We start from the raw sequence: 17,168 nt of genomic DNA, 5'->3' as shown, positions 1-17,168 counted from the left end.
GCCCGCCCTTTGCATGCACGCACCTGTTCGAGCGGGTGTACCCGTCGGTAATATGATCATCCGTGACCAGTCATCTCACCTCCTCCCAGTCCGCGGCAACTCCCCGCCGCCGCACGGTCGTTCTGGCCGCCGCGGCCACCGCCGCGCTGGCCCCCCTCACCTCGCTGGGCGCCTCGGTCGCCCACGCGGCGGGCACCGCGCCCGCCTTCCTCCACGGCGTCGCCTCGGGCGACCCGCTGCCCGACGGGGTCCTGCTGTGGACCCGCGTCACCCCGACCCCCGAGGCCGTCCCCGGCTCCGGGCTGGGCCCGGCCACCCAGGTGAACTGGGAAGTCGCGGCCGACAAGGGCTTCTCCCACATCGTCGCCTCCGGCGCCGTCACCGCGAGCGCCGCCACCGACCACACGGTCAAGGTGGACGTGCGCGGGCTGCAGCCGCAGACGCCGTACTGGTACCGGTTCACCGCCGGCGGCACCTCCTCCCCCGTCGGGCGCACCCTGACCACTCCGGCCCACGAGGCGACGACCGAGGGGGTCCGCTTCGGCGTGGTCTCCTGCGCCAACTGGGAGTCCGGCTACTTCTCCGCCTACCGCCACCTGGCGGCCCGCACGGACCTGCACGCGATCCTGCACCTGGGCGACTACATCTACGAGTACCAGTCCGGGGGATATCCGGAGGCGAAGTACGTCGTACGCCCGCACGAGCCGAAGCACGAGATCGTCTCGCTCGCCGACTACCGCACGCGCCACGGCAAGTACAAGACGGACGCCGACCTCCAGGCCCTGCACCACGCGCACCCGATCATCGCCATCTGGGACGACCACGAGTTCGCCAACGACGCCTGGGCCGGCGGCGCCGAGAACCACACCGCGGGGGCCGAGGGCGAGTGGGCGGCCCGCGCCGCCGCCGCCAAGCAGGCGTACTTCGAGTGGATGCCCGTGCGCGCCTCCATCGCGGGCACCGTCTACCGCCGACTGCGCTTCGGCACCCTCGCCGACCTGCACCTGTTGGACCTGCGCTCCTTCCGCTCGCAGCAGACCAAGGTCGGCAGCGGCTCGGTGGACGACCCGGAGCGCACCCTCACCGGGCGCGCCCAGCTGGACTGGCTCAAGTCGGGCCTCGCGGGCTCGGAGGCGACCTGGAAGCTGGTCGGCACCTCGGTGATGATCTCGCCGGTGGCCTTCGGCTCGCTCCCCGCGCACCTGCTGGGGCCGCTGACCAAGCTGCTCGGCCTGCCCGAGGGCGGCCTCGCGATCAACGTGGACCAGTGGGACGGCTACACGGACGACCGCAAGGAGCTGCTGGGTCACCTGAAGGACCGGGGCGTCAAGAACACCGTGTTCCTGACCGGCGACATCCACATGGCCTGGGCGAACGAGGTCCCGACGAACATGGCCACGTACCCGGGCTCGGGCACGGCGGCGACCGAGTTCGTGGTCACCTCGGTGACCTCCGACAACCTCGACGACATGCTGCACGTCCTGCCGGACACCCTCTCGCTGGTCGCCGAGTCGGCCATCAAGGCCGCCAACTGGCACGTGAAGTGGCTCGACATGGACGCGCACGGCTACGGCGTGCTGGACGTGACGGCGGCGCGCTCGCAGATGGACTACTACGTGGTGTCCGACAAGCGGCAGCCGGGCGCCACGTCCGCGTGGAGCCGGTCGTACCGGACGCTGAACGGGACCCAGAAGGTGGAACGGGTGCACCAGCCCGTCCGCTGATCGACCGTCAATTCTCCTGCCACATGGGGGCGTCTGGTGCATACCAGGCGCCCCCTGTGCGTGAGAAGCAACAAATCTTTTACGTAAGCCACTTGACCTGAATATGTCATGCACACATAAGCTTCGCGCCAGCTGAAGAAGATCTTCAGGCCACCACCACCCCCCACCGCACCCCCCACGCGAGGAGCACACGTGCGCGCAGTTGCCCGCATATCCCCCCTTCTCCGCCGCCGCCTGATGGGCACGGCGGTTCTGGCCGGAACCCTGGCCTTCACCCCGCTCGCGGCCCCCACCACGCTCGCGGCCTCCACGTCCCCCACCGAGGTCTGCGCCGACCAGCCCGCCGCCTCCGGAGCCGCGAACGCCCGCGTCGCCCGCGCCCACGACGAGCACGCGGACGAGCCCAACGCGATCAGCGACGCGCAGGCGAAGGCCATGGACACCGACCTCCAGGCGAAGCTGGACAAGGCCCTCAAGAACCAGCCGCAGCGCAGCCTGGCGGCCGCCGAGGCCGTCGTGAACATCCCCGTGTACTTCCACGTCGTGCACTCCGGCACCACCGGAAAGCTGACGGCCACGGACGTCAGCAAGCAGCTCGCGGTCCTCAACGCGGCCTACGGCGGCCAGGGCACCGGCAACGTCAACACGAACTTCCAGTTCACCCTGGCGGCCACCGACTACACGGACAACGCCACCTGGTACAACCTGGCTTCCGGCTCCCAGGCCGAGAAGGACATGAAGAACACCCTGCGCAAGGGCGGCCCGGGCGCGCTCAACTTCTACACCGCCAAGCTCTCCGGCGGCCTGCTCGGCTGGGCGACCTTCCCGACGTCCTACGCCTCCAGCCCCAAGATGGACGGCGTGGTCGTGCTCGACAGCTCGCTGCCGGGCGGCTCCTCGGCCAACTACAACGAGGGTGACACCGCCACCCACGAGGTCGGCCACTGGCTGGGGCTCTACCACACCTTCCAGGGCGGCTGCAGCGGCAACGGCGACTACGTCTCCGACACCCCGGCCGAGAAGAGCGCCGCGTACGAGTGCCCGACCGGGCGCGACAGCTGCGCGAACAAGCCGGGCGCGGACCCGATCCGCAACTTCATGGACTACACGTACGACTCCTGCATGTACCAGTTCACCGCGGGCCAGGTCGCTCGCATGTCGAGCAGCTGGACCGCGTACCGCGCGGGCTGACCCACCGACGACGAGGGCCCGGTCCGGCATCCGCCGGGCCGGGCCCTTGCGTCTTCGCGCTCCGTGCCTACAGGCTGTCCAGGAAGCCGATGGCGACCTTCCACAGCTGCTCGGCGGCCTCGGCGTCGTAGTCGTCCAGCTCCGGGTCGGTGAACAGGTGCCCGGCACCCGGGTAGCTGTGGACCTCCACGTCGGCCCCCGCGCGCTGCATCCGCAGGTACCAGGCCGTCAGCCAGTCGTGCGGCTCGAAGGGATCCGGATCCGCGATGTGCAGCTGCACGGGCAGCTCGTCCACCGAGGCGTCGCCCTCCAGGTCCGCGGTCCCGTGCAGGAGCAGCAGCCCGCGCGCCTTCTCGTCGGCCATCGCCAGGTGCTGGGCGAGCGAACCGCCGAAGGAGAAGCCCGCGTAGACCAGTCCCTGGTCCGAGTGGGGGGCGGAGGCCAACACCGCGCGCTTCAGCAGTTCGTCACGGCCGATCTCGTCCTGGTGGGCCATGCCCTCCTCGACGGTCTCGAAGGTGCGCCCCTCGAAGAGGTCCGGCACCTGGACCTGGTGACCGGCCGCGCGCAGCCGGTCGGCCGCCGCGTGCACCGCGGGCCGCAGCCCGTACGTCGAATGGAAAAGCATGATGTTCATGCCTCCATCGTGCCAGCCGCCGAGGACACGGGGCCCGCGGACCGCTTCCCGCTACGTTCATCCCCATGGAGATGGAGAACGTCCTGCGCCCCGTCACGGTCATCGGCGGCGCACTGGTCGCCACCCTGATCGCGGGCTGGCTGCTGGACCTGCTGCTGCGCCGGGCCGACGCCCGGCACACCGAGACCCCCCTGTGGGGCCTTCTGCGCCGCTGCCGGCTGCCCTTCCAGGTCGTCCTGTGCACCTCGCTGCTCAGGGCCTCCTACCGGTGGGCCGGAATCCTGCCCGACCACGCCTTCGGCGTCGGCCGGTTCCTCACCCTGGTCCTGATCGCCTCCGCGGCCTGGCTCGCGGTGCGCATCGCGACGGCCGTGGTCGACTCGACGTACGCGCGCTACGCGGCGGTGACCGAGGACGAGGCCCGGGTGCGCCGGGTCCGCACCCAGGTCACGCTGATCCATCGGGTGGTCACGGCGGTGCTGGTCGTGGTCGCCGCGGCGGCGATGCTGCTGACCTTCCCCCCGATGCGTGCGCTCGGCGCCTCGCTGCTGGCTTCCGCGGGCGTCCTCGGCATCGTGGCGGGCATCGCCGCCCAAGCCTCGTTGAGCAACCTCTTCGCCGGCCTCCAGATCGCCTTCGGCGACACCGTCCGCATCGGCGACACCGTGGTGGTCGACGAGGAGTGGGGCCGGGTCGAGGAGATCACCCTGACCTTCCTGACGGTCCGCACCTGGGACGAGCGGCGCATCACGATGCCCGTGTCCTACTTCACGAGCAAGCCCTACGAGAACTGGTCGCGCGGCGGCGCGCAGATGACCGGCACGGTCTTCTGGTACCTGGACCACGGCGCGCCGATCGATCTGATGCGGGAGCGGCTCCAGCACGTCCTGACGGAGATCCCGGAGTGGGACGGCCGCGGCGGCGCCCTGGCCGTGACGGACACCACACCGCACACCGTCCAGGTCCGCGCCGCGGTCACGGCGAAGGACGCCGACGACCTCTGGACGCTGCGCTGCGCGGTCCGCGAACGCCTGATCACCTGGCTGGTGGCCGAGCACCCGTACGCCCTCCCCCGCATCGCCACGACCCCGGCCGCGGAGGCGTCCCCAGGACCCCGGGAACCCTAGGGCGCGGCGGGGAGGAGCGCGGCCGCGCACTCCTCGGCGAGGTCCTCGGCGTGCGGCGGCAGCGCGCCGCCGGCACGCAGGTGCCGGCGGACGACCGAGAGCGGGAGGTCCATCAGGGCCAGGACGACACGGTCCCGGTCCTGGGGCTCGGTCGCGCCGAGGGCGGCGGCGACGGTACCGATGGCCGCGAACACCCGCTCGTTGCCCGAGTCGGCCCGGCCGATGTGCTCCTGCGACCAGCCGGCGCGACCGAACTCCCACGGGCCGTACAGCAGGAGGGCGGCCTCCTCGGGATGGGCGCGGCTCCACCCCACCACGTGCCGGGCGGCCGCGCGAGCGGCCCGGCGGGGGTCGGCATCGCCGTGGAGGCGGGCGACGTAGCCCTCCTGGAACCGCTCGACGCTGCGCAGCCACACCTCGGCGAGCAGGGCGCTGCGCCCGGCGAAGCGGTGGTACATGGAGCCGCTGGGCGCGCCGATCGCCTGGGCGACGGCGGACACGGTCACGCCGCCCGGCCCGGCGGAGGCGGCGAGCCGGACGGCGGCGTCGAGGATCTGGTCGATGTCGAAGCGGGGCGGTCTCGCCATGAATCAGAGAGTACCCTCCAGATTATTAGAGAGAAATCTCTAATAATGCGAAGGGGAGGACCGTCCATGGGCGTCTACAACTTGCACGAACGCGTGATCGCGGCGAAGAAGAGCGAGGTCGGCGCACTCATCGACACGCTGTCCGGCGGGGAGGACGACCGGCTGTGGCCCCGCCACCTGTGGGAGGACATGGAGCTCGACCGCCCCCTCGGGGTCGGGGCGGCGGGCGGACACGGACCGGTGCGCTACACGGTGGCCGCCTACGTGCCGGGGACCTGGGTGCGGTTCGCCTTCACCGGACCCCGGGGATTCCACGGCTTCCACGAGTACACCGCGCTGCCCGTCGACGCCGGGCGCACCGTGCTGCGGCACACCATCGCGATGAACCTCAGCGGCCTCAGCCGCATCACCTGGCCGTTGGCCATCCGCGCGGTGCACGACGCGGTCCTGGAGGACAGCCTGGACCGCGCCGAACTGGCCTGCACGGGCACCATCGCCCGCCCGGCCCGCTGGTCCCCGTACGTCCGCTTCCTCCGCGGCCTGGAACGCCTCGTGACCCGTCCGGCCCCGCGGGCACGTGAGGAGCATCACCCCAGCCCCGCCGGCGATTGAGGCGCGGGGTCCGGGGCCGAGCCCGGTCCTGGAGCCGCGCCGGCGTCCGGGGCCCGGTGTTCACGGCGGGGCCCCGCTCAAGGGGCCCGCAGGCTGCGTACGTCGAGGTGCCGCAGCACCCGGTCCACGATCTCCGGGTCGGAGCCGGGTTCGCTGCGGGCGGCCAGGACCTCGTGGCGGGCGGCCGACATCATCTCCCGCTGGATCCGCTGGACGTGGTGGAGCCGCTCCACGCGCTTGGCGTACGCCTCGCGCCGTTCCTCGTCCACCATGTCGGGGCTGATCCGGGCCCCCACGTCGTAGGCGCGCCGGTACAGCTGCTCGACCAGGTCCTCCGGAAGCTCCTCCACCTCCTCGATCTCCTTCAGCCGACGCTTCGCGGCCTTGGCCGCGCGGATCGCCAGCTGCCGCTCCGCGTCCCGCTCGGCGTCCGTGTCCGCCTCCACCCCGAGCCGCCGCACCAGCCACGGCAGGGTCAGCCCCTGGCACACCAGGGTCGTCATGATCACCGCGAAGGCGATGAAGATGATCTGGTCCCGCCCGGGAAAGGGCTCACCGGCGTCCGTCCGCAGCGGAATGGCCAGCGCCAGGGCCACCGAGGCCACCCCGCGCATCCCGGCCCACCACATCACCACGCTCTCCCGCCAGCTCAGCGGGATCTCCTCGTCGTAGTCGCGCCGCTGGTGCAGCCGCTGGGCGAGCCAGCCGGCCGGCAACAGCCACACCAGCCGCACGCCGACCACCACCGCGACCACGATCGCCGCCCACCCGGCCATCTCCCACACCCGGTCCTCGGCCGTGCCGAACACGTTGTGCAGCTCCAGCCCGATCAGCCCGAAGGCCACGCCGGTGACCAGCATGTCGACGACCTCCCAGAAGGTGTGCCCGGCGAGGCGCCCCAGCACGTCGTCGGCGTCGCTCGCGTACTCGGCGAGGAACAGGGCCGTCGTCAGCACGGCCAGTACCCCCGAGCCCTGGAGTTCCTCGGCCACCACGTACGCGACGAACGGCACCAGCAGCGTCAGCCCGATCTGCAGGGTGGCGTCGCCGAGGCCCCCCATGAGCCGGTTGGTGATCCAGCCGAGCGCGAGCCCGACGGCCACGGCCACCACGGCGGAGAGCACGAACTCCCCGAGCGCCTGGGGCCAGGAGAAACTGCCGCTCACGACGGCGGCGACGGCCACGTGGTACAGCACGATCGCCGTCACGTCGTTGAAGAGACCCTCGCCCTCCAGGATCGACACCATCCGGCGGGGCAGCCCGAGCGATCCGGCGACGGCCGTGGCGGCCACCGGGTCGGGCGGGGCGACGAGCGCGCCGAGGGCCAGGGCGGCGGCGATCGGCAGCCCGGGCACGACGGCGTTGGCGACGGCGGCCACGGCCCCGGTGGTGACGAACACGAGGGCCACGGCCAGCAGCAGGATGGGCCGGACGTTGGCGGCGAACTGCCGCCAGGACGTCCGCTGCACGGAGGCGTAGAGCAGCGGCGGCAGCACCAGGGGCAGGATGAACTCGGGCGGGATCTCGACGTTCGGTACGGCGGGCACCAGTGCGAGGACCACCCCGCCGATGGTCATCAGGATGGGCGCGGGCAGTCCGAGCCGGTCCCCGAGCGGGACCGTGACCACGGCCCCGAGCAGGAGCACGAACAGCAGAGCAAGCTGATCCACTCCCCCACCCTGCCAGTCCGCTGCGCTTGGCTCGTGCGGTAGCGGGGCCGCGGCTCCGTGTCGGGCTCCGCCCGAACCCCTACGGCGCTCCGCGCCCGCGCGGAGCCCCGGTTCCGGCTACGGAAGGGGGCGGCGCATCGCGCGGTGCGGGATGCCCGCGTCCGAGAACTCCGGGCCGTAGGCCACGTAGCCGAGCCGCTCGTAGAAGCCCAGCGCATGCGTCTGCGCGCCCAGGTCGACCGCCGCCAGGCCCCGACGGACCGCTTCCGCCTCGATCGCACGGACCAGCGCCACACCGACGCCCAGCCCGCGCGCGGTCTTCCGGACGGCCAGCCGTCCCAGCGAGCCCACGCCCTGCGCGCCGCCGGTCTTCGCCAGCGCCGCGTCCCCGTGCAGCAGCCGACCGGTGCCCAGCGGCACCCCGTCCGCGCCCACGGCCAGGACGTGCACCGCGTCCGCGTCGTACGCGTCGTACTCGATCGACTCCGGGACCGACTGCTCGACCACGAAGACCTCGGACCGCACCGCGAAGCAGGACTTCAGGTCCTCCTCCGAGGCGGCGACCCGCACCTCGACCGCGCCCTCGACCGGCGAGGTCACTCGCTCTCCGCCCGGATCACGTCCAGTGCGTGCTGCAGGTCCGCCGGGTAGGTGCTCTCGAACTCGACCCACTGCCCGTCCGACGGGTGCTCGAAGCCGAGGCGCACCGCGTGCAGCCACTGCCGGGTGAGGCCGAGGCGCTTGGCGACGGTCGGGTCGGCGCCGTACGTCAGGTCGCCGACGCAGGGGTGCCGGTGCGCGGACATGTGCACGCGGATCTGGTGCGTGCGCCCGGTCTCCAGCTTGATGTCGAGCAGCGAGGCGGCGCGGAAGGCCTCGATCAGGTCGTAGTGGGTGACGGACGCCTTGCCGTCCTGGATCACCGCCCACTTGTAGTCCGCGCTGGGGTGGCGGCCGATCGGCGCGTCGATCGTGCCGCTCATCGGGTCCGGGTGGCCCTGCACCAGCGCGTGGTAGCGCTTGTCCACGATCCGCTCGCGGAACTGGTTCTTGAGCGAGGTGTACGCGCGCTCCGACTTCGCGACGGCCATCAGGCCGGACGTGCCGACGTCGAGGCGGTGCACGATGCCCTGGCGCTCGGACGCACCGGAGGTGGAGATGCGGTAGCCGGCCGCGGCGAGGCCACCGATGACGGTGGTGCCGGTCCAGCCGGGGCTCGGGTGGGCGGCGACGCCCACCGGCTTCATGATGACGACGATGTCGTCGTCATCGTGGATGATCTCCATGCCGGGGACCGGCTCGGCCACGACCTCGACGGGCCGCGGCGGCGCGGGCATCTCGACTTCGAGCCAGGCGCCACCGTGCACGCGCTCGGACTTCCCGACGACGCTGCCGTCGACCGTCACCTTTCCCGCAGCCGCGATTTCGGCCGCCTTCGTCCGGGAGAAACCGAACATACGGGCGATGGCGGCGTCGACGCGCTCGCCCTCGAGGCCATCGGGAACGGGCAGGGTGCGGATCTCGGGAATCGTACTCACCCGTCGAGTATGCAGGACGGGGCGGACGAGCCGTCCCGCGATCAGTCCTTGTGGACGGTCCCGTCCGGGTCCAGACCCTTGAAGGACAGCAGGACGATCAGGATGCCGCCGCACACGATCGCCGAGTCCGCGAGGTTGAAGACGGCGAAATGGGCGGGCGCGATGAAGTCGACGACCGCGCCCCGGAACACACCCGGCGAACGGAAGATCCGGTCGGTCAGGTTGCCCAGTGCGCCGCCCAGCAGCAGGCCCAGGGCGATCGCCCACGGCAGGCTGTAGAGCTTGCGGGCCAGCCGCACGATCACCACGATCACCGAGGCCGCGATGCAGGTGAAGATGATGGTGAAGGCCTCGCCGAAGCCGAAGGCGGCGCCCGGGTTGCGGACCGCCTCGAACTTCAGCAGGTCACCGATGATCTCGATCGGCGGCTGGTGCTCCAGCTTCGCCACGACCAGCATCTTGCTGCCGAGGTCGAGCAGGTAGGCGAGCACCGCCACGACGAGCAGAGCCGTGATCCGACGGCGCCCCTTGGGCCCGGCGGACTCCGGCTGGGTGTCGTCCCCGACCTCCGGCGTACCGATGATGCGCTCCGCCTCTGCCACGTGAGTCCCTCGAACTAGCTCGAACCAGGTTCCTCCTGGACCCTGACGAAACACGAGGGTACGTCAGGGCCCCCGCGCGCCGCCCGCCCCACCTCTCCCCCCGGGCCGTCTCTTTCGGATCTTGCCGGGCCCGCGACGCCCGACAAGGCCCGAAAGGGACGACCTAGTGCCGCCGTTCCTGCTTCTGCTTGCAGTCCACGCACAGCGTGGCCCGCGGGAAGGCCTGCATCCTGGCCTTGCCGATGGGCTGCCCGCAGTTCTCGCAGAGGCCGTACGTGCCCGCCTCCAGCCGTTCCAGGGCCCGCTCGGTCTGCTCCAGCATCGAGGTGGCGTTCGCCGCGAGGGCCAGCTCCGACTCGCGGGTGATGTTCTTGGTGCCCGTGTCGGCCTGGTCGTCGCCCGCGCCGTCCCCGGAGTCCCGCATCAGGCCGGAGATGGCCGCCTCCGAGGCGTCCAGCTCGGCCCGTAGCCGCAGGACCTCCGACAGGAGCTCCGCACGGGCGTCCTCGACCTCCTTGGGGGTCCAGGGGTCCTCCCCGGGCCGTACGGCGAGCTCGCCGGGGGCCAAGGCCGCCGTGGCCCGTGCCTTGGGGAGCCCGCTGGTGGCGGCCGCGGCCGTCTTCCTCGCCGTACCTGCGCTCTTCTTGGCAACCACTTTCCGGACTCCCGTCTTCTTCGCGGCATGTGCCGCCCCCTCGGCCGCGGCCTTCTTGGCCGTGGCCGTCCGCTTCTCGACGGCGGTCGTCTTCTTGACAGCGTTCGTCTTCTCGACGGCGGTCGCCTTCCCGTCCGCAGCGAGCGCGCCGGCAGCGGTCTTTCGGGCAGCGGTCGCCTTCTTGGCGGGAGCCGCGTCCGCGGGGACCGCCGCCTTCCCGGCGGCCTTCCCGACGGCCTTCTTGGCAGTACTCCCGGCGGTCTTCTTCGCCACCATGGCCGCGGCCCCTTCACATACTGTGATCTTTGCTCGCGAATCGTGCCGGAACGATAAATCGACACCGGCCCCGCGGCAACGGGGCACGCATCCATCGAGGTCAACCTGCATCCGTTGTGCCCATCAGGAGCCCCGGTAATCCGCCACTCCCGCCCCACCCGCGTCGCAAGCGGCAGCGCAGGCCCATTCGGGTCACTCCGGGGTCACTCCGGGGGCGCGCCGGGATCGCTCGCGGACCCGTCCAGGGGCCCCGCCACGCCGGGCCGGCGGCCCCCGCACGGGGCCCCGTAAACCGGTCGGCCGTGCGCCCCCCTGGCCCGTACACTGGGCCCAGCGAAAGGCATGGACGGGGACGAGTAGCGTCGTACGCAGCCAGGAGCGACCCGGGGACGGTGAGAGCCCGGGGGCGAGCGCGATGTGAAGGATCACCCCTGAGCCGCCGGAAGAAAGCCCGCACGGAATCCCCGTACGGCGAGTAGAACCGGCTTCGCACCCCAATGAGGGGGCCACCGGATCCGTTCGGCGGCCAAGGAGGGTGGTACCGCGGGAGCAGCAGTGCTCTCGTCCCTCCGGACGGAATTGACACCCCGCCGGAGGAAGAGTTCAGCCTCATGACCACACCGCCGCAGTACCGCCCGGTACCCGCCCAGGTCGACCTGCCTGCCCTTGAGCACGCCGTCCTCGACTTCTGGCGCGAGAGCAAGACCTTCGCCAAGACCTTGGAGCAGTCCGAGGGCCGCCCCGAATGGGTCTTCTACGAGGGCCCGCCCACCGCGAACGGCATGCCCGGCGCGCACCACATCGAGGCCCGCGTCTTCAAGGACGTCTTCCCCCGCTTCCGCACCATGCGCGGCTACCACGTGGCCCGCAAGGCCGGCTGGGACTGCCACGGCCTGCCCGTCGAGCTCGCCGTCGAGAAGGAGCTGGGCTTCAACGGCAAGCAGGACATCGAGGCGTACGGCATCGCCGAGTTCAACGCCAAGTGCCGCGAGTCCGTGACCCGCCACACCGACGCGTTCACCGAGCTCACGACCCGGATGGGCTACTGGGTCGACCTGGACGACGCCTACCGGACCATGGACCCCGAGTACGTCGAGTCCGTGTGGTGGTCGCTGAAGGAGATCTTCAACAAGGGCCTGCTCACCCAGGACCACCGCGTCGCCCCCTGGTGCCCCCGCTGCGGCACCGGCCTCTCGGACCACGAGCTGGCCCAGGGCTACGAGACGGTCGTGGACCCCTCGGTCTACGTCCGCTTCCCGCTGACCTCCGGCCCGCTCGCGGGCGAGGCGGCGCTGCTGGTCTGGACGACCACCCCGTGGACCCTGGTGTCGAACACCGCGGTGGCCGCGCACCCCGAGGTCACGTACGTCGTGGCCACGGACGGCAACGAAAAGCTCGTCGTCGCCCAGCCGCTGCTGGAGAAGTCCCTCGGCGAGGGCTGGGAGGCCACCGGCCAGACCTTCACGGGCAAGGAGATGGAGCGCTGGACGTACGAGCGTCCGTTCTCCCTGGTGGAGTTCCCGGAGCCCGCCCACTACGTCGTGAACGCCGAGTACGTCACGACCGAGGACGGCACCGGTCTGGTCCACCAGTCCCCGGCCTTCGGCGCCGACGACCTCGCGGTCTGCCGCGCGTACGGCCTGCCCGTCGTGAACCCGGTCCGCCCCGACGGCACCTTCGAGGAGGAGGTCCCGCTGGTCGGCGGCGTCTTCTTCAAGAAGGCCGACGAGAAGCTGACCGCCGACCTCGACGCGCGCGGCCTGCTCTTCAAGCACATCGCCTACGAGCACAGCTACCCGCACTGCTGGCGCTGCCACACGGCCCTGCTCTACTACGCGCAGCCGTCCTGGTACATCCGCACCACCGCGGTCAAGGACGCGATGCTGCGGGAGAACGAAAAGACGAACTGGTTCCCCGACTCGGTCAAGCAGGGCCGCTTCGGCGACTGGCTGAACAACAACATCGACTGGGCGCTGTCCCGCAACCGGTACTGGGGCACCCCGCTGCCGATCTGGCGCTGTGAGGAGAACCACCTCACCTGCGTCGGCTCCCGCGCCGAGCTGTCCGAGCTCTCGGGCCGGGACCACTCGAACCTGGACCCGCACCGCCCGTACATCGACGAGGTCACCTTCCCCTGCACCGCGGAAGGCTGCTCGCTGGAGGCCGTCCGCGTGCCGGAGGTCATCGACGCCTGGTACGACTCGGGCTCGATGCCGTTCGCGCAGTGGGGCTACCCGTACAAGAACAAGGAGATCTTCGAGAAGCGCTACCCGGCGCAGTTCATCTCGGAGGCCATCGACCAGACGCGCGGCTGGTTCTACACGCTGATGGCGGTCGGCACCCTCGTCTTCGACAAGTCCTCCTACGAGAACGTGGTCTGCCTGGGCCACATCCTCGCCGAGGACGGCCGCAAGATGTCCAAGCACCTGGGCAACATCCTCCAGCCCATCCCGCTCATGGACCAGCACGGCGCGGACGCGGTGCGCTGGTTCATGGCGGCCGGCGGCTCCCCGTGGGCGGCGCGGCGCGTGGGCCACGGCACGATCCAGGAGGTCGTCCGCAAGACCCTCCTCACGTACTGGAACACGGTCGCCTTCCAGGCCCTGTACGCCCGTACGTCGAACTGGGCGCCGTCCGCCGCCGACCCGGCCCCGGCCGACCGCACGGTCCTCGACCGCTGGCTGCTCTCGGAGCTGCACGCGCTCGTCGCCGAGGTCACCGAGGCGATGGAGTCGTACGACACCCAGCGCGCGGGCAAGCTCCTCTCCGCGTTCGTGGACGACCTGTCCAACTGGTACGTCCGCCGCTCGCGCCGCCGCTTCTGGCAGGGCGACGCGGCCGCGCTGCGGACCCTCCACGACGTGGTCGAGACGGTGACGCGCCTGCTCGCCCCGCTGACCCCGTTCATCACGGAGCGGGTCTGGCAGGACATGGTCGTCCCGGTGACCCCGGACGCCCCGGAGTCGGTCCACCTCTCCACCTGGCCGGTCGCGGACACCACGGCGATCGACCCGGCGCTGTCCCAGCAGATGCAGCTGGTCCGCCGCCTGGTGGAGCTGGGGCGGGCGACGCGTGCCGAGTCGGGCGTCAAGACCCGCCAGCCCCTGTCCCGGGCCCTGGTCGGAGCGGTGGGCTTCGACGCGCTCTCCCCCGAGCTGCAGTCCCAGATCACCGAAGAGCTGAACGTCTCCTCCCTGGCCTCCCTGTCGGAGGTCGGCGGGTCGCTCGTCGACACGACGGCGAAGGCGAACTTCCGGGCGCTGGGCAAGCGCTTCGGCAAGGGCGTCCAGGACGTCGCCAAGGCCGTGGCCGCGGCCGATGCGGCGGCGTTGTCCCTGGCCCTGCGGGCCGGCTCGGCGGTGATCTCGCTGAACGGTGAGGAGATCTCCCTCTCGCCGGAGGAGGTCATCATCACGGAGACCCCGCGCGAGGGCTGGTCGGTGGCGTCCGACTCGGGCGCGACGGTCGCCCTGGACCTGGAGATCACCCCGGAGCTGCGGCTGGCGGGCCTGGCCCGTGACGCGATCCGCCTGATCCAGGAGGCCCGGAAGAACTCCGGCCTCGACGTGGCGGACCGCATCGCGCTGCGGTGGTCCTCCGCGGAGCCGGAGGTCGTGACGGCCCTGACGGACCACGCCGGCCTCATCGCGGACGAGGTGCTCGCCACGGACTTCGCGTCCGGCGAGGCCGACGCCACGTACGGTGACCCGTTCACGGACGAGCCCCTCGGCCTGACGTTCCGCCTCCGCAAGGCGTAGCCCCGCCCCGAGCGGCCCGTTCCCTCCCGGGGGGACGGGCCGCTTTCGTCTGCCCCGCCGTGCCCTGGGGCTCCGCCCCAGACCCCGCTCCTCAAACGCCGGAGGGGCTGATTTTCCCAGCCCCGGATGTTTCAGCCCCGCCGGCGAATGAGGCGCGGGGGCTCGGGCGGCGGAGCCCCGGATCTTTCAGCCCCGCCAGCAATTGAGACGCGGGAGCTCGCGCCGGAGCCCCAGATGTTTCAGCCCCGCCGGCGAATGAGGCGCGGGGGCTCGGGGGGGCTCGGGGGGGGCGGAGCCCCGGATCTTTCAGCCTCGCCGGCGATTGAGGCGCGGGGGGTCGGGGGCGGAGCCCCCGCAACGGTGCCGCGCGCGGGCAGCGAAACGGGCCGGGCCCGGTGCCCCCGAAGGGGAACCGGGCCCGGCCCGTAGAGCGCGGCTGCCGACCGCAGAACGCGGCGGCGCCTAGTTGTCGTCCTCGTCGATCAGGAAGCCCCGCATCGGCGACGGCGCCTGCATCGGCTGCGGCGCAGCCGGCCGCACCGGAGCCATCGGCTGGGTCATCGCCGGGGACATCTGCTGCTGGTTGCCGCCGTAGGACGGGGCACCCATCGGGGAGGGACCGCCCATGGGGGACGGGCCACCCATCGAGGGACCGCCCATGGAGTGGCCCATCGCACCGGCCGGAGCCATCGAGGGCGACGGCGACGGCGGCAGCGCGGGACCCGCCGGGTTCCGCGGCGGGGCCAGCGAGTCGTCCGCCTGGGTCTCCAGCTGGCGCAGCTGCGACTCCAGGTAGGACTTCAGACGCGTACGGTACTCGCGCTCGAAGCCCCGCAGGTCCTCGACCTTGCGCTCCAGCGTGGCGCGGGCGGACTCCAGGGAGCCCATCGCGACGCGGTGCTTCTCCTGCGCGTCCCGCTCCAGCGCGTCGGCCTTGGCGCGGGCGTCCCGCTCCAGGCCCTCGGCGCGCGACCGGGCCTCGCCGACGATCTTGTTGGCCTCGGAGCGGGCCTCCGCGATCGCCTGGTCGGCGGTCTGCTGCGCCAGCGACAGGACACGTGCGGCGCTGTCGCCACCGGGGCCCTGCTGCGGGAGCTGCGGCTGCTGCATCTGCTGCATGGGCTGACCCATGGGCTGCATCTGCTGCCCCATCGGCTGCATCTGCTGGCCCATGGGCTGCATCTGCTGGCCGAGCGGGTTCTGGCCGCCCATCGACTGCTGCTGCATGCCCTGGGGGCCGCCCATGGGCTGCTGCTGCATGCCCTGGGGTCCACCCATGGGGTGCTGCTGCATGGGACCGCCCATGGGGCCGCCCATCGGACCGGGGCCCTGCTGGCCCTGGCCGCCGGGGCCCGGCGGAAGCTGCGGCTGGCCACCCGGAAGCTGCGGCGGGCCGCCCTGGAGCTGCGGCGGGCCCATCTGCGGCTGCTGCTGCGGCGGGCCGGATATGGCCGCGGGCACGGGGGCGCCGGGGCCGCGCTGGTCCTGGGGTTCGGCCTTGCGCATGCCCTGCTGCTGCTGGTTCTGCGCGGCGGCACGCGTGGCGGCGGCCAGCTTGGCGCGCAGGTCCTCGTTCTCGCGCAGCAGGCGCGTCAGTTCGGACTCGACCTCGTCGAGGAAGGCATCGACCTCGTCCTCGTCATAGCCTTCTCGGAGGCGGACGGTCGTGAACTGCTTGTTCCGCACGTCCTCGGGAGTCAGCGGCATGTCTTCTTCACCTCTACGTAGTCGTCGGCAGTCGGCAAGACCGTATCGGGACTGTCCCCGCGCCCGCGGGGAAGCACATCGTTCACAAGCCGCTCGCAGCGGTGCGCACGAAACTGATGAGGATGTAAACGATGATCATCAGAACGAAGAAGGACAGGTCGAGTGCCACGCCCCCGAGACGCAACGGCGGAATGACCCGCCGAAGAAGCTTGAGCGGTGGATCGGTGACGCTGTAGGTGGCCTCCAGTACGACCACCATCGCCTTGCCGGGTGTCCAGGAACGTGCGAACTGGAACACGTAGTCCATGACCAGGCGGAAGATCAGCACGACGAGGAAGCACCCCAAGGCGAAGTAGATCACTTGCAGTGCGACACCCATTCCGCGCTTCCCTCTCCCCTGCTCCCGCTGTGTTCCCGGCCCCGTGTCTGACGGATCGGTCTAGCTTTGGTTGAAGAACCCGCCCTCCGCGATGCGGGCCTTGTCCTCCGCCGTGACATCGACGTTAGCAGGCGACAGCAGGAACACCTTCTGTGTCACGCGTTCAATGCTGCCGTGCAGACCGAAGACGAGTCCGGCGGCGAAGTCCACGAGACGCTTCGCATCCGTGTCGTCCATCTCCGTGAGATTCATGATCACCGGAGTGCCCTCACGGAAGTGTTCCCCGATGGTACGGGCCTCGTTGTAGGTCCGGGGGTGCAGCGTCGTGATGCGGTACGGCTCCCGCTCGGAGACGACCTTGGGCATGATCACGGGGGCGTTCTTCTCCAGGTTCGTACGATCAGGTGTGATGGATGCCACGGGGGCGATTCGCGCAGGACGTCCGCTTTCCACCGGAATTGGGATAGGTTCGCGCTGCGCCGGAGGCTGTGCCACTCGTACCGGTTCGTCCGATACGGGCGCTTGGTGCACGGGCTGCTGTCGGCGATCCCGCTCCCGAGCCCGCTCCATCTCCGGCTCGGGCTCGAACTCGTCGTCGGGGTCGTACCCCGGGTTGTCGTACCGGTCGTCCTCCACGAGGCCGAGGTAGACCGCCATCTTGCGCATCGCGCCGGCCATTCTCCGAGTCCTCCGCTCTGTGGTGGA

General features: G+C 71.3%; 15 protein-coding genes. 5 read left to right on the top strand and 10 right to left on the bottom strand.

The genetic code is table 11. The annotated features are described in order from the left end of the window. Window positions 1–62 precede the first annotated feature (62 nt). Window positions 63–1,724 carry an alkaline phosphatase gene (locus OG594_RS10885; RefSeq protein ID WP_266597628.1) on the top strand — a complete coding sequence of 554 codons (1,662 nt, stop codon included), beginning with the start codon at window positions 63–65 and terminating at the stop codon, window positions 1,722–1,724. A gap of 237 nt (window positions 1,725–1,961) precedes the next feature. Beyond that, window positions 1,962–2,915: a zinc metalloprotease gene (locus OG594_RS10880; protein WP_266602784.1), complete on the top strand. Its 954-nt coding sequence runs from the start codon at window positions 1,962–1,964 to the stop codon at window positions 2,913–2,915. 67 nt (window positions 2,916–2,982) lie between these two features. On the opposite strand, the gene OG594_RS10875 is transcribed toward OG594_RS10880, so the two are convergent. After that, complete coding sequence (locus tag OG594_RS10875; RefSeq protein WP_266597626.1) at window positions 2,983–3,552, bottom strand: dienelactone hydrolase family protein; 570 nt, start codon at window positions 3,550–3,552, stop codon at window positions 2,983–2,985. A 71-nt stretch (window positions 3,553–3,623) separates the two neighbouring features. Here OG594_RS10875 and OG594_RS10870 point away from each other — a divergent pair, with 71 nt between their 5' ends. Next, window positions 3,624–4,679 carry a mechanosensitive ion channel family protein gene (locus OG594_RS10870; protein ID WP_266602782.1) on the top strand — a complete coding sequence of 352 codons (1,056 nt, stop codon included), beginning with the start codon at window positions 3,624–3,626 and terminating at the stop codon, window positions 4,677–4,679. On the opposite strand, the gene OG594_RS10865 is transcribed toward OG594_RS10870, so the two are convergent. Continuing rightward, a complete protein-coding gene (locus tag OG594_RS10865) occupies window positions 4,676–5,266 on the bottom strand; it encodes a TetR/AcrR family transcriptional regulator (RefSeq protein WP_266597624.1) in 591 nt (196 codons plus the stop codon). The genes OG594_RS10870 and OG594_RS10865 overlap by 4 nt on opposite strands. Window positions 5,267–5,332: 66 nt before the next feature. Here OG594_RS10865 and OG594_RS10860 point away from each other — a divergent pair, with 66 nt between their 5' ends. Next, window positions 5,333–5,878 carry an SRPBCC family protein gene (locus tag OG594_RS10860; protein WP_266597622.1) on the top strand — a complete coding sequence of 182 codons (546 nt, stop codon included), beginning with the start codon at window positions 5,333–5,335 and terminating at the stop codon, window positions 5,876–5,878. Between the two features lie 77 nt (window positions 5,879–5,955). Here the strand turns inward: OG594_RS10860 and OG594_RS10855 are convergent, their stop codons facing one another. The 5 genes from OG594_RS10855 to OG594_RS10835 form a co-directional block, all read right to left on the bottom strand. Next, the gene (locus OG594_RS10855; protein ID WP_266597620.1) at window positions 5,956–7,548 is read right to left on the bottom strand and encodes a Na+/H+ antiporter; all 1,593 of its coding nucleotides are present in this window, start codon (window positions 7,546–7,548) and stop codon (window positions 5,956–5,958) included. 117 nt (window positions 7,549–7,665) lie between these two features. Continuing rightward, on the bottom strand, window positions 7,666–8,148 hold the full coding sequence (locus OG594_RS10850; RefSeq protein ID WP_266597618.1) for a GNAT family N-acetyltransferase: 483 nt from the start codon (window positions 8,146–8,148) through the stop codon (window positions 7,666–7,668). Beyond that, a complete protein-coding gene (locus tag OG594_RS10845; protein WP_030016867.1) occupies window positions 8,145–9,086 on the bottom strand; it encodes an RluA family pseudouridine synthase in 942 nt (313 codons plus the stop codon). The genes OG594_RS10850 and OG594_RS10845 overlap by 4 nt, the downstream gene beginning before the upstream one ends. A gap of 41 nt (window positions 9,087–9,127) precedes the next feature. Then, complete coding sequence (gene lspA, locus OG594_RS10840; RefSeq protein ID WP_258309950.1) at window positions 9,128–9,670, bottom strand: signal peptidase II; 543 nt, start codon at window positions 9,668–9,670, stop codon at window positions 9,128–9,130. 181 nt (window positions 9,671–9,851) lie between these two features. Then, on the bottom strand, window positions 9,852–10,619 hold the full coding sequence (locus tag OG594_RS10835) for a TraR/DksA C4-type zinc finger protein (protein ID WP_266597613.1): 768 nt from the start codon (window positions 10,617–10,619) through the stop codon (window positions 9,852–9,854). Between the two features lie 611 nt (window positions 10,620–11,230). Here OG594_RS10835 and ileS point away from each other — a divergent pair. Next, window positions 11,231–14,377: an isoleucine--tRNA ligase gene (ileS, locus tag OG594_RS10830; RefSeq protein ID WP_266597611.1), complete on the top strand. Its 3,147-nt coding sequence runs from the start codon at window positions 11,231–11,233 to the stop codon at window positions 14,375–14,377. Between the two features lie 462 nt (window positions 14,378–14,839). Here the strand turns inward: ileS and OG594_RS10825 are convergent, their stop codons facing one another. The 3 genes from OG594_RS10825 to OG594_RS10815 all read right to left on the bottom strand — a co-directional run bounded on the left by OG594_RS10825 (window position 14,840) and on the right by OG594_RS10815 (window position 17,141). Continuing rightward, window positions 14,840–16,084 carry a DivIVA domain-containing protein gene (locus OG594_RS10825; RefSeq protein WP_266597609.1) on the bottom strand — a complete coding sequence of 415 codons (1,245 nt, stop codon included), beginning with the start codon at window positions 16,082–16,084 and terminating at the stop codon, window positions 14,840–14,842. A gap of 82 nt (window positions 16,085–16,166) precedes the next feature. Continuing rightward, complete coding sequence (locus OG594_RS10820) at window positions 16,167–16,463, bottom strand: YggT family protein (RefSeq protein WP_030012625.1); 297 nt, start codon at window positions 16,461–16,463, stop codon at window positions 16,167–16,169. Window positions 16,464–16,523: 60 nt separating this feature from the next. Beyond that, window positions 16,524–17,141 carry a cell division protein SepF gene (locus OG594_RS10815; RefSeq protein WP_266597606.1) on the bottom strand — a complete coding sequence of 206 codons (618 nt, stop codon included), beginning with the start codon at window positions 17,139–17,141 and terminating at the stop codon, window positions 16,524–16,526. Window positions 17,142–17,168 lie beyond the last annotated feature (27 nt).

The sequence above is a fragment of the Streptomyces sp. NBC_01214 genome (assembly GCF_026340975.1).
In the GTDB taxonomy this organism is placed as follows: domain Bacteria; phylum Actinomycetota; class Actinomycetes; order Streptomycetales; family Streptomycetaceae; genus Streptomyces.
This window is presented reverse-complemented; position numbering and strand designations above follow the sequence as displayed.